Source organism: Salmonella sp. SSDFZ69, from assembly GCF_004010755.1.
Lineage (GTDB): Bacteria > Pseudomonadota > Gammaproteobacteria > Enterobacterales > Enterobacteriaceae > Salmonella > Salmonella enterica.
Genome location: NZ_CP034831.1, coordinates 2,987,483 through 3,000,106 on the forward strand (window position 1 = coordinate 2,987,483; position 12,624 = coordinate 3,000,106).

Consider the following 12,624-nt stretch of genomic DNA (forward strand, 5'->3'; position numbering starts at 1 on the left):
AATATTAAATCTTGTCTGTACTATTAAAGTGATAGGTAAATTCAAAAAAGCAAAGTTAAAAACTGGTGCTATACTTATTTTCGTTAATTACCTGGGACACAAACATCAAGAGGATATGAGATTATGAGTACCGCTAAACTGGTAAAAACAAAAGCGTCTAATCTGCTTTATACCCGTAACGATGTATCAGAGAGCGATAAAAAAGCGACGGTTGAGTTGCTTAATCGTCAGGTGATCCAGTTCATTGACCTGTCGCTGATCACGAAACAGGCCCACTGGAACATGCGCGGTGCTAACTTTATTGCCGTTCATGAGATGCTGGATGGCTTCCGTACCGCACTGACCGATCATCTGGATACTATGGCCGAGCGCGCCGTACAGCTTGGCGGTGTGGCGTTAGGCACCACGCAAGTTATCAACAGCAAAACTCCACTGAAAAGCTATCCGCTCGACATCCATAACGTGCAGGATCACTTAAAAGAACTGGCCGATCGCTACGCTGTTGTCGCTAATGATGTTCGCAAAGCTATTGGTGAAGCCAAAGATGAAGACACTGCCGATATCTTTACCGCCGCATCACGCGACCTCGATAAATTCCTGTGGTTTATCGAATCCAACATCGAATAAATCTATCTCTACCCTGAATACTTCGAGTTGCAGGAAGGTACAAACGCAGCGAATCCGCAGAAGCCTGACTTCCGTCGGTCACTGAAGCGAACGCACCTGCAACTTGATGTACACAGGTATATAAGTCATCCCTATACCCCTGCCTGTCACAGGGGTTTTGCACTTAAATAGTGCACACGTCTTGTACTCCCTCTCAATAAAAGTGAATTATTTGTAATAATTACATCACACAATCGTTAATTAAAGATTGTTTTAACAACAATTTTTACGCTAAATAGACCCTGTATCTCTACTTTGTTATTCATGCACTAAATCAGTGCCCCAAAACGGTGCGGCATACTGGTTTTGCCCGACTTATTGTGCACAGGAATGGTTCACGCTTCTGTTAAAACAATGAGTTACATAATTGGCATGATTTTTTCATTACGCTACATGTTCTCGCAGGGGATCGCCCCGTGGATAGAAAAGGAAATGCTATGAAGTCTCTATTAAAAGTTTCACTGGCTGCACTTACCCTGGCTTTTGCGGTGTCTTCGCACGCCGCGGATAAGAAACTCGTTGTGGCAACCGATACGGCGTTCGTTCCGTTTGAATTTAAACAGGGCGACAAATACGTCGGTTTTGATGTTGATCTGTGGGACGCTATCGCGAAAGAACTGAAGCTGGACTACACCCTGAAACCGATGGATTTCAGCGGCATTATTCCGGCATTACAAACCAAAAATATCGATCTGGCGCTGGCGGGTATTACGATTACGGACGAGCGTAAAAAAGCGATCGACTTTTCCGATGGCTATTACAAAAGCGGTCTGCTCGTGATGGTGAAAGCCAACAATAACGATATTAAAAGCGTTAAAGACCTCGATGGCAAAGTCGTTGCCGTGAAGAGCGGAACCGGGTCGGTGGATTACGCGAAAGCGAACATCAAAACTAAAGACCTGCGTCAGTTCCCGAACATTGATAACGCGTACATGGAATTAGGCACCAACCGCGCAGACGCTGTTCTGCACGATACGCCGAACATCCTGTACTTTATCAAAACCGCAGGCAACGGCCAGTTCAAGGCGGTAGGCGAATCGCTGGAAGCACAGCAATACGGAGTTGCCTTCCCGAAAGGCAGCGATGAACTGCGCGAGAAAGTCAACGGCGCGCTGAAAACGCTGCGTGAGAATGGCACCTATAACGAAATCTACAAAAAATGGTTCGGTACAGAACCTAAATAAAACGACCTGATGTTGGCTTGTGGCCCGGTAGTGAGGACGCTCACCGGGCCTACAGCTCTTTTCCGTGACGGATAAGACACTTTCACGCCATTTCCGCGCCGGATAGAGCATTTGACTATTTACACCACGGTAACAGGAACGACATATGCAGTTTGACTGGAGCGCCATCTGGCCCGCCATTCCGCTTTTGCTTGAGGGCGCTAAAATGACCCTGTGGATCTCGGTCCTCGGTCTGGCTGGCGGCCTGGTTATTGGACTGGCGGCAGGTTTTGCCCGTACGTTTGGCGGCTGGTTCGCCAACCACATCGCCCTGGTTTTCATTGAAATTATTCGCGGCACGCCCATCGTTGTCCAGGTCATGTTTATCTACTTTGCCCTGCCGATGGCATTTAATGATTTGCGTATTGATCCGTTCAGCGCAGCGGTCGTGACAATTATGATTAACTCCGGCGCTTATATCGCGGAAATTACTCGCGGCGCAGTACTATCCATTCACAAAGGTTTTCGCGAAGCGGGTCTGGCGCTGGGCCTTTCTCGCCGGGAAACCATCCGCCATGTTATTTTACCGCTTGCTCTGCGCCGTATGCTGCCGCCGCTGGGCAACCAGTGGATCATTAGCATCAAAGACACCTCGTTGTTTATTGTTATCGGCGTAGCCGAGCTGACCCGTCAGGGCCAGGAAATTATTGCCGGTAACTTTCGCGCCCTGGAAATCTGGAGCGCCGTGGCCGTCTTCTATTTGATCATTACGCTGGTGCTGAGCTTTATTTTGCGTCGTCTTGAAAGAAGGATGAAAATCCTGTGATTGAATTTAAAAACGTCTCCAAGCACTTTGGCCCCACCCAGGTGCTACATAACATTGATTTAAACATCCGTCAGGGCGAAGTGGTTGTGATCATCGGCCCTTCCGGTTCGGGTAAATCCACGTTATTACGCTGTATCAATAAACTGGAAGAGATCACCTCCGGCGATCTGATTGTCGATGGTCTGAAAGTCAACGATCCTAAAGTAGACGAACGGCTGATTCGCCAGGAAGCCGGCATGGTGTTTCAACAGTTTTATCTGTTCCCGCATCTGACCGCGCTCGAAAACGTGATGTTCGGTCCTCTGCGCGTGCGCGGCGTAAAGAAAGAAGAAGCGGAAAAACAGGCGAAAGCACTATTAGCGAAAGTTGGACTGGCGGAACGGGCGCACCACTACCCCTCCGAGCTTTCCGGCGGTCAACAACAGCGCGTCGCCATTGCCCGAGCGCTGGCCGTGAAGCCGAAAATGATGCTCTTTGACGAGCCAACCTCCGCTCTGGACCCTGAACTGCGCCATGAAGTGCTGAAAGTCATGCAGGATCTGGCGGAAGAAGGCATGACCATGGTCATTGTCACTCACGAAATCGGCTTTGCCGAAAAAGTCGCCTCACGGCTGATTTTTATCGATAAAGGCCGTATTGCCGAAGATGGCAGTCCGCAGGCGTTGATCGAAAACCCGCCAAGCCCACGTTTACAGGAATTTTTACAGCACGTCTCCTGAGATATCGCCCTTCCTGCCCTGCGGCAGGAAGGGCATCATGGAATAGTCCCATTTCATTTTCCCTCCCCTGCGCCATCTATACTTAGTGTTTTGCGTCTCTTTTCTCACTGGAGGAGTCATGCGGTGGACCCTGTTCATCCTTTTTTGTCTACTGGGCGCGCCTGCCCATGCGGTCGCCATACCCGGCGTGACCACGGGGACATCAACCAGCCAGCAAGCAGCGCCAGAGCCCAGTTCTGAACAAAAAAAAGCGGCCTATGCGGCCCTGGCTGACGTACTGGAGAACGAGGCTTCACGTAACGAATTAATAGCGCAACTCCGCGAAGCCTCAACCACGCCGCCGACCGAGCCAGCGCCAGCGCTTGCGCCGCCTGCGGCCAAAGATGAGAAAACGGTACTGGAGAACGTCACCACCGTTACCCGTCAGTACGGCGATGCTTTCGCTACCCGTTTCGCCCAGCTTTATCGCAACATCACCGATGTGCCGCACAAACCGTTTAACTCGCAAACCTTCACCAACGCGTTAACCCACTTTTTATTTCTGGCCGTCGCGGTATTTGGTTTTTATAGCGTGATACGGCTTTGCGCCCTGCCGTTATATCGAAAAATGGGCCTGTGGGCGCGCAAGAAAAACCGTGAACGCAGCAACTGGTTACAGCTCCCGGCGATGATCGTCGGCGCGTTTATTATCGACCTGCTGCTACTGGCGCTCACCTTATTTATCGGTCAGATGCTCAGTGATAATTTCCATGCGGGAAGTCGAACTATCGCTTTTCAGCAAAGCCTGTTCCTGAATGCCTTCGCGCTGATAGAGTTCTTTAAAGCGATTCTGCGGCTTATTTTTTGCCCTAATGTACCGGAGTTACGCCCATTCGCGATTCAGGATGCGACAGCGCGTTACTGGAATCGCCGTATGAGTTCCCTTAGCAGTTTGATTGGCTACGGGCTAATTGTTGCCGTTCCGATTATTTCCAACCAGGTGAATGTTCAGGTTGGCGCGATGGCTAATGTGGCGATCATGCTCTGCATCACCATCTGGGCGCTGTACCTGATCTTTAAAAACAAAGCGGAGATTACGCAACATTTATTAAGTCTGGCGGAACGATCATTAGCCTTTTTTAGCCTGTTTATCCGCGCCTTTGCGCTGGTGTGGCACTGGCTGGCCAGCGCTTACTTTATCGTGCTGTTTTTCTTCTCGTTATTCGACCCAGGCAATAGCCTGAAGTTTATGATGGGCGCGACCGTGCGCAGTCTGGCGATTATTGGCATCGCGGCGTTTATCTCCGGTATGTTTACCCGCTGGATAGCGAAAACCATCACCCTGTCGCCCCATACGCAGCGCAATTACCCGGAATTACAAAAGCGGCTTAACGGCTGGCTCTCCTCGGCGCTAAAAGTCGCACGCTTTTTGACCGTCTGCGTCGCCGTTATGCTGTTGCTCAACGCCTGGGGATTATTCGATTTCTGGCACTGGCTACATTATGGCGCGGGGGAAAAGATGGTCGATATCCTCATCCGTATCGCGTTAATCTTATTCTTCTCCGCCGTGGGATGGACGATTCTCGCCAGTCTGATTGAGAATCGCCTGGCCTCCGATATTCATGGTCGCCCGCTACCCAGCGCCCGCACGCGCACGCTGCTGACGCTGTTCCGCAATGCGCTGGCAGTGATTATCAGTACCATAACCATCATGATCGTGTTATCGGAAATCGGCGTCAATATCGCGCCATTGCTGGCTGGCGCGGGGGCGTTAGGTCTGGCTATCTCTTTCGGTTCGCAAACTCTGGTGAAAGATATTATTACCGGCGTCTTTATTCAGTTTGAAAACGGGATGAATACCGGCGACTTAGTCACCATAGGCCCGCTGACGGGGACGGTCGAAAGAATGTCGATTCGTTCCGTCGGCGTGCGGCAGGATACCGGGGCATACCATATTATCCCGTGGTCCTCGATCACCACTTTCGCCAACTTTGTGCGCGGTATCGGCTCAGTTGTCGCCAACTATGACGTGGATCGCCATGAGGATGCGGATAAAGCGAATCAGGCGCTGAAAGACGCGGTAACGGCGCTGATGGAGACGGAGGATATTCGCGGGCTGATTATCGGCGAACCCACGTTCGCCGGTATTGTCGGTTTAACGAACACGGCGTTTACTTTACGCGTATCGTTCACCACCCTACCGCTCAAGCAGTGGACGGTGCGTTTTGCCCTTGATAGCCAGGTGAAAAAGCATTTTGATCTGGCCAATGTGCGCGCGCCGGTGCAAACGTATCAGGTTCTGCCCGCCCCCGCCGGCGGCCCGTCGCCTGATTCACTGCCGCCGCGCGAACCGACGATTTAGCGTTTACGGGTGATAAAACGGCGACGCTGGTCGTCATCCATAAAGGTCCAGGCAATAAAGCGGCTTTGCTTTTGCCCCTGGGCCATCTCTTTTTTCACCACTTTCACCGCGCCAGCCTCCGTCAACGCCCGGTAAAGCGGTGGTAAATTCTCGCCGCGCGATACCAACGTCGTAAACCACAACACCTGACGGCGGAAGGATTGGCTTTCAGCAATCATTTTTTTAATAAAGGCGACTTCGCCGCCTTCACACCATAGCTCCTGCTGTTGACCGCCAAAGTTCAGCGCATCATCTTTATTCTGCCCCAAATTGCGGCGCTTACGCTCGCTGCCCGCGCGGGCTGCGGCGGCGGAGTCGTGAAAAGGCGGGTTACAAAGCGTTGCGTCATAAAATTCATTTTTATGAATAATACCGGTAAAAATGGCCGCCGGATCTTTTTGCCGACGCAGACGAATGGCGCGGCTTAACCCCGTATTAGCCTGAATGATAGCCTGCGCGCTGGACATCGCTGCGTCGCTGACTTCACTACCGGTAAATCGCCAGCCATATTCATGTACGCCGATAAGCGGATAAATACAATTGGCGCCCACGCCCACGTCCAGAATAGTTGCCTGCGCCGGAATACTCCCTGTCGTTTCGCCAAGCAGATCCGCCAGATGATGGATATAATCCGCACGACCAGGCACCGGCGGACATAAAAACCCTGGCGGAATGTCCCAGTGTGTAACGGCATAAAAATGCGCCAGCAACGCCTTATTGAGCGCTTTTACCGCTTGCGGATTAGCAAAATCAACGCTCTGTTCACCGGCGGGCGTGCGGATAAGAAAGGACGTCAATTCCGGCGTGGTCTGACACAGTGCGGCGAGATCATAACGGTGTTGGTGGCGGTTGCGCGGGTGTAACCCCGGTTTCTGGGCGGACATGGCATTCTCCTTTTAGCAGCGGCGTAAGATACCCGTATAACGCCACGGGGTAAATATACCACCGCGAATTCCCTGCCTCGCTCGTTTGATCGGATATCTGAATGACATTGGTTCTGCTCATGGTCTGAAAAGATCGCGCGATGCGATTTTTTCACCTGACGGCGCTACACTTAACCTCAGGTACCCTAAAATCAGGAGAGCGTGATGGCATCCGGCTGGGCAAATGACGACGCAGTGAATGAACAAATCAACAATACCATTGAAGATGCCGTTGCCCGCGCTCGCGGCGAACTTCCCCACGGCGAAAGTCGCGATGAATGCGAATCTTGCGGCGACCCTATCCCTGAAGCGCGGCGTAAAGCCGTACCGGGCGTTCGGTTATGCATATCCTGCCAGCAGGAGAAAGATTTACATAACGCAACATTTTCAGGATATAATCGCAGAGGTTCAAAAGACAGCCAGTTACGCTGACTTTTCTTTACCGAAACCGCCAGTATCATCCATTCCTTTACGCTCATGCTTTTTAGCGTTCTGCGTCGCAGAATGTGCCGTTAACCTCGACTCCGTAAAGCCAGATGACAAGAACGGTAAATTCCACCGTTGAATTAATTAATAATCAATAGGTTATTTGTCATTCAAAAATTTTGAGCAAGGCCGTCAATTCTATTCGATTTTATCTTTCGCAAAAAACCGTGATACTCATCACATCGACGGAACATCGTCCCATAAACAGAATAACCTGCGAGAGATTAATCATGAAAACCATTAAATATGCTGTTGCAGCCATCGCGCTTTCCACCCTTTCTTTTGGCGCTTTTGCCGCAGAACCGGTTAGCGCGTCTCAGACGCAAAACCTGCATAAAATCGGCGTAGTGTCTGCCGATGGCGCCACCACGCTGGATGGCCTAGAAGCTAAACTGGCTGAAAAAGCCGCCGCTGCTGGCGCAAGCGCTTATAACATCACCTCCGCCGTGGGTAATGACAAAATGAGCGGCACTGCGGTGATTTATAAATAATTTACCTGCCCGCCAGATTTCAGGCTGTAACATCGCTGTTGTTTGAATTCTGACGGGTATTACCCTCGTCTGTTTGCCAACAGACCCACTGCTCCAACCCTCATTAACCCTGTTTGTTACCCTTATTTGCCCGTCCGCCACTGGACGGGCTTTTTTTATTCGCTAAAAGCCTGTTCGACGCGCGCAAGCCCGTCTTCTAACGTCGCCGCCTCTCCCGTCGCAACCAGACAACAGGCCATTTGCGTTTTTAATGATTGCGGCACCGGCTCGTGGCCGGCAAGGCAGCGCTCAATCCAGCGCGCGGTGATTTCAGGATCTTTAGTCGCAGGCAGTGAAAGCGGCTCGTCGTACGTGTCGCTCTGGCGCTCATGCAGTACCTGCACGCCGCGGCTATCAATCAGGCTGATTTGCGGACAGCGTTGCGGGTTGGCATAGACTTCGCCTTCGGTACCATGCATCAGCAAAGCCCGCCCGCCAATGCGGCTAAAAAAGGTCGCCACACGCGGAACATATTCAGGATGAGAAACGCTTGATAAACGCAGCGCGGCATCCTCAGCAAATGGCGTCGCCAGCTTGACCAGTGAATGCGCGCTGTTACGCACGCCCATCCGCCAGCGCATCGCCAGCTGTTTTTCCAGCGGCGGGCAGAGCGCGCTCACCGGGATAAACACCGGCTGGCGCCCGTCCAGTTTGGCCTGCGCTTGTCCGCCGTGTAGGGTGGGCACAATCCCCATCAGCTCAAATATTGTTTCCGTCAGTACGCGGGTCGGATCTTCACTGACGCCGTGTACTACAACTGGAAAGCCCAATTTATGCAGCAGGATAGCCAGCAACGGCGTTAAATTCGCCTGTTTACGCGCGCCGTTATAGCTGGGAATAACGACCGGCAACGGCCTATCTGCGGGCGGTGTCAGTTTGATGGCATGATTCTGCATGGCTTCATAAAAGCCCAGCATTTCGGCTTCGCCTTCGCCTTTAATACGCAGCGCCATCAATATACTGCCCATTTCCAGGTCGGGGATGTCGCCATTCAGCATTCGGGTATACAAACCGCGCGCGGTATCCAGATCCAGATCGCGGGCGTGATTTTTACCTCGCCCGATCTCTTTGATGATCTTGCGATAATCCATTGAAAGCTCCTTGAAGTGTGCTCACAGCATTAACGCCGTCGGCGGCGTGCAGGTTTTGCTTTTGGTTTTACTATAACGTCTGGCACGGCAGGCTGCTCTATCGGAAAAACAGGTAAGGCATTCAGTAAACGCTGTCCGTAGTTTTTGGTCAACAACCGCTTATCATAAATGACCACTTCTCCCCGACAGGCATGGCTACGGATCAATCGCCCTACCTGCTGAATTAAATTAAAAGACGCGCTTGGTAAACTTTGTACCTCAAACGGATAACGATTCAGACTTTTTAGCCATTCGCCTTCGGTGATCACGACCGGGCTGTCGATCGGCGGGAAGGCAATTTTATGGATATGGACCTGCGTCAGCAGCTCGCCTTTAAGATCCAGCCCTTCGGCAAAAGACTGAAGCCCAACCAGCACGCTGCGTTCGCCGCTCTCCACCCGTTTACGGTGCAGCTCTACCAGCCGGTAACGCGGCTGGTCGCCCTGGACCAGGAGGAGTAAGCGCACATCAGCGACATGCTCCAGAAAACGCTGCATCGCCCGCCCGCTGGCGAACAGTACCAGCATACCATGATGTTTTTTGCTCTCCAGTTGCTCACGAAAATAGGCCGCCATTTCGGCAATATGCTGCTCTTCGTTATCAATGGTGGGTTCGTAGCGCATTTGAGGAATCACCAGTTTCCCCTGTTCCACATGATTAAACGGCGAATCCAGCGCCACAAAGCGGTCGCCGGCTTTTTCTTTTAAGCCGCTCATTTCCTGCAGACGCGAAAAGCTATTGAGCGAGCGCAGTGTCGCCGAGGTGACAATAATGTGCGGTACGCTGCGCCATAACAATCTTTCCAGCTGATCGCTGACGCGGATACCGACACAATGGAACCAGACGTGGAGTTGCCCTTCGCGTATTTCACGCGTCGCCCATTTGGACACCGGCGCGCCTGAAGACTGCGCCATCGAAGCCAGCCGCCATAATTTACTTTGCGCCTCGAACATTCCCAGCGCCCGGTTCATCTGTAAAATCACCCGATGCAAACGCACAATATCGTGCGACCCGGTTTTTTCGCTGAGATCGTTGAGAAAGGATTCCGCCAGCCCACGCAGCGTCTCGGTCAGCTTCGCCAGTCGCTGGCAGATTTCCATGACCTCATCAGGCAACTCGCCCATTGCAAAACGGTGCTCCGCCTCCTGCGCTGCGGGCATATACAGATTAAGAATGGCATTGAGCGAGGCGATCAGTTCGTATACCTCCTCGCAATGGGCGTTAAGTCGCTCAGGGTTCGCTAACGGCGGCGTGGTTTTAGGGCGAAATTGCTCCATGCAGGTCGCCACCAGTTTGCTGAACAGGTCCAGTTGCAATCGATACCAGGAGGCGGTAATTTCCGCGCTCATCTCCAGCGCATCGCGCGCGACATCGGGCAGATGATGACCTTCATCCAGTACCAACAGCAGATGCTTTGGTTCCGGCAGTACGGCTTCACTTTCCATCGCCGCCATTACCAGCGCGTGATTCGCCACCACGACTTCCGCTTCCTGTATTTCACGTCGGGCGACAAAGAATGGACATTCGCGGTAATAGTGACAGTTGCGGTTCAGACAACTGGCTTTATCGGTACTTAATCGCCGCCACAGATCGTCGTCAATAGCAATGTCGGTATGATCCCGCAGACCATCCCATTTGTAACCGTCAAGATCCCCTTTCAGCCTGGCGCAGCGCTTTTGCTCTTCCTGGTTGTTAGGCGTCAGTTCATCATCAAGAAAGGCGAGCAGATCCTGCTGCGTAGGCTCGCTACTGGCGAGCGCCGCCAGGTTTCGCGGACACACGTAACGCCCGCGGCCAAAGGCGGCGGTAAAGCGCAGATCGGGGATGATTTTTCGTAGCAGCGGCAAATCTTTGCTAAAGATCTGATCCTGTAACGCCACGTTAGCGGTACTGACCACCAGTGTTTTTTGCTCTTCCCGGGCAATGGCGATACCGGGAATAAGATAGGAGAGGGTTTTCCCGACGCCGGTCGGCGCTTCAATAGCCAGATGTCTCCCTTCTTCCCCGGCCAGCGTTCTGGCGACGTCAGCAATCATCTGCCGCTGCGGCGCACGGGGAATAAAGTCGGGAATCTGGTCCTGAAGCGCCTTATACCAGGCGGCGATTTGCGCTTTCAGCGCAGCGGTCAATGCCATGAGAAAACCTGAAGTACTGTATAAACAGCCACTATTGTGTCACATTTCAGGGGCGGGAAGTACCTTTTTTACCGGTTCTGGAAGGCGGCTCGCAACGCGATGTGTATTTTGCCGGATGACGGTGCAAGCACCTTATCGGGCCTACGTATTTGCATAGTCCGTAGGCCCGGTAAGCGTCGCGCTACCGGGCATGTTGCCGGATAAAATTTACTGGGCAGGCGTGATTCTGCGCGGGCGACGCGGCGGACGTGCTTTGTCGCCAGCGGGTTTCCCCTCGCCTGTGCGCGGTTTTGGTTTCGCCTTCGCCGCCCCGCTATCCTGACGTCGCGGCTGCTGACTGCGCCCCGCTCCCCCCTGATTTTGTCCGCGACCACGACCGCCGCCGCCGCGCTGCTGACGGCCATTCTGAATCGGCTCCGCTTTAATCGACGGGTCCGGCTCATAGCCCGGCGTCGTAATGCGTGGGATCTCTTTTTTCAGCAATTTTTCGATATCACGCAACAATTTATGCTCGTCAACACAGACCAGCGACAGCGCCTCGCCAGTTGCCGCCGCGCGACCGGTACGGCCAATACGGTGTACATAATCTTCCGGCACGTTCGGCAGCTCATAGTTGACCACGTGCGGCAGCTCTTCAATATCCAGACCACGCGCCGCAATATCCGTCGCCACCAGCACGCGAATATCGCCGGATTTAAAATCGGCCAGCGCGCGGGTACGTGCGCCCTGCGATTTATTACCGTGGATCGCCGCGCTGCGAATACCGTCTTTATTAAGCTGTTCCGCCAGATGGTTCGCGCCATGCTTGGTGCGGGTGAAGACCAACACCTGCTGCCAGTTGCCCTGGCCAATCATCTGCGACAACAGTTCACGTTTGCGTTTTTTATCGACAAAGTGCACGTGCTGCGTCACCTGCTCTGAGGCCGTGTTGCGGCGCGCCACTTCGATTTCCAGCGGGTTGCGTAACAGCTTTTCGGCAAGCGCTTTGATGTCGTCGGAGAACGTGGCGGAGAACAGCAGATTCTGACGCTTCGCCGGCAGTTTCGCCAGCACACGACGAATGTCGTGAATGAAGCCCATATCCAGCATACGGTCGGCTTCATCCAGTACCAGAATCTCAATCTGATCCAGCTTCACGGCATTTTGATGTTCCAGGTCGAGCAGACGTCCCGGCGTCGCCACCAGCACATCCACGCCGCCGCGCAGTTTCATCATCTGCGGATTGATGCTTACGCCGCCAAATACCACCAGCGAGCGAATATTGAGATATTTACTGTAATCTCTGACGTTTTCGCCAATTTGCGCCGCCAGCTCGCGGGTTGGCGTGAGGATCAACGCACGCACCGGGCGACGACCTTTAGCGTGCGGCTGATGGGTAATCAGATGCTGCAACAATGGCAGGGTAAAACCCGCCGTTTTACCGGTTCCAGTCTGGGCGCTGGCCATCAGATCGCGGCCTTCCAGCACGGCGGGAATCGCCTGTTGCTGAATAGGGGTAGGTTCACGGTAACCCTGCTCGGCAATAGCGCGCAGGATATCAGGGTTTAATCCCAGGGAATCAAAAGACATAACTACTCCGGACCGCCCCGACCGTTGCCGGTGTAGTTTTCAGGGAGATGCTCAAATTTGGAATGACAAAAACCACAATGTCATGAAGGGGCGGAGT

At 52.9% G+C, this 12,624-nt stretch carries 11 protein-coding genes; 7 read left to right on the plus strand and 4 right to left on the minus strand.

Annotated features, from left to right (window positions below):
• Positions 1 to 123 precede the first annotated feature (123 nt).
• From dps to ybiO, 5 genes are all read left to right on the plus strand, one after another.
• Positions 124 to 627 (plus strand): DNA starvation/stationary phase protection protein Dps, encoded by a 504-nt coding sequence (gene dps, locus EOS98_RS14990; protein WP_000100805.1) that lies wholly within the window; start codon positions 124 to 126, stop codon positions 625 to 627.
• 476 nt (positions 628 to 1,103) lie between these two features.
• Positions 1,104 to 1,850 carry a glutamine ABC transporter substrate-binding protein GlnH gene (glnH, locus tag EOS98_RS14995; RefSeq protein WP_000838671.1) on the plus strand — a complete coding sequence of 249 codons (747 nt, stop codon included), beginning with the start codon at positions 1,104 to 1,106 and terminating at the stop codon, positions 1,848 to 1,850.
• A gap of 145 nt (positions 1,851 to 1,995) precedes the next feature.
• A complete protein-coding gene (gene glnP / locus EOS98_RS15000; protein WP_001159076.1) occupies positions 1,996 to 2,655 on the plus strand; it encodes a glutamine ABC transporter permease GlnP in 660 nt (219 codons plus the stop codon).
• A complete protein-coding gene (glnQ, locus tag EOS98_RS15005; protein ID WP_000569093.1) occupies positions 2,652 to 3,374 on the plus strand; it encodes a glutamine ABC transporter ATP-binding protein GlnQ in 723 nt (240 codons plus the stop codon). The genes glnP and glnQ overlap by 4 nt, the downstream gene beginning before the upstream one ends.
• Positions 3,375 to 3,492: 118 nt before the next feature.
• Positions 3,493 to 5,715, plus strand: a complete 2,223-nt coding sequence (ybiO, locus tag EOS98_RS15010; protein WP_127821180.1) for a mechanosensitive channel protein — start codon at positions 3,493 to 3,495, stop codon at positions 5,713 to 5,715.
• On the opposite strand, the gene rlmF is transcribed toward ybiO, so the two are convergent.
• Complete coding sequence (rlmF, locus tag EOS98_RS15015) at positions 5,712 to 6,638, minus strand: 23S rRNA (adenine(1618)-N(6))-methyltransferase RlmF (protein ID WP_001275962.1); 927 nt, start codon at positions 6,636 to 6,638, stop codon at positions 5,712 to 5,714. The two genes, ybiO and rlmF, sit on opposite strands and share 4 nt — an antisense overlap.
• Positions 6,639 to 6,842: 204 nt before the next feature.
• On the opposite strand from rlmF, the gene EOS98_RS15020 reads away from it, so the two are divergent.
• The gene (locus EOS98_RS15020) at positions 6,843 to 7,109 is read left to right on the plus strand and encodes a DksA/TraR family C4-type zinc finger protein (protein WP_000146332.1); all 267 of its coding nucleotides are present in this window, start codon (positions 6,843 to 6,845) and stop codon (positions 7,107 to 7,109) included.
• A 284-nt stretch (positions 7,110 to 7,393) separates the two neighbouring features.
• The gene (gene ybiJ, locus EOS98_RS15025; protein ID WP_000849089.1) at positions 7,394 to 7,654 is read left to right on the plus strand and encodes a DUF1471 family protein YbiJ; all 261 of its coding nucleotides are present in this window, start codon (positions 7,394 to 7,396) and stop codon (positions 7,652 to 7,654) included.
• A gap of 155 nt (positions 7,655 to 7,809) precedes the next feature.
• Here the strand turns inward: ybiJ and ybiB are convergent, their stop codons facing one another.
• The 3 genes from ybiB to rhlE all read right to left on the minus strand — a co-directional run bounded on the left by ybiB (position 7,810) and on the right by rhlE (position 12,527).
• The gene (gene ybiB / locus EOS98_RS15030; protein WP_126524172.1) at positions 7,810 to 8,784 is read right to left on the minus strand and encodes a DNA-binding protein YbiB; all 975 of its coding nucleotides are present in this window, start codon (positions 8,782 to 8,784) and stop codon (positions 7,810 to 7,812) included.
• Positions 8,785 to 8,813: 29 nt separating this feature from the next.
• Positions 8,814 to 10,958: an ATP-dependent DNA helicase DinG gene (gene dinG, locus EOS98_RS15035; protein ID WP_001218630.1), complete on the minus strand. Its 2,145-nt coding sequence runs from the start codon at positions 10,956 to 10,958 to the stop codon at positions 8,814 to 8,816.
• 207 nt (positions 10,959 to 11,165) lie between these two features.
• Entirely contained in the window at positions 11,166 to 12,527 is a 1,362-nt protein-coding gene (rhlE, locus tag EOS98_RS15040) for an ATP-dependent RNA helicase RhlE (RefSeq protein WP_000007065.1), read from the minus strand.
• Positions 12,528 to 12,624 lie beyond the last annotated feature (97 nt).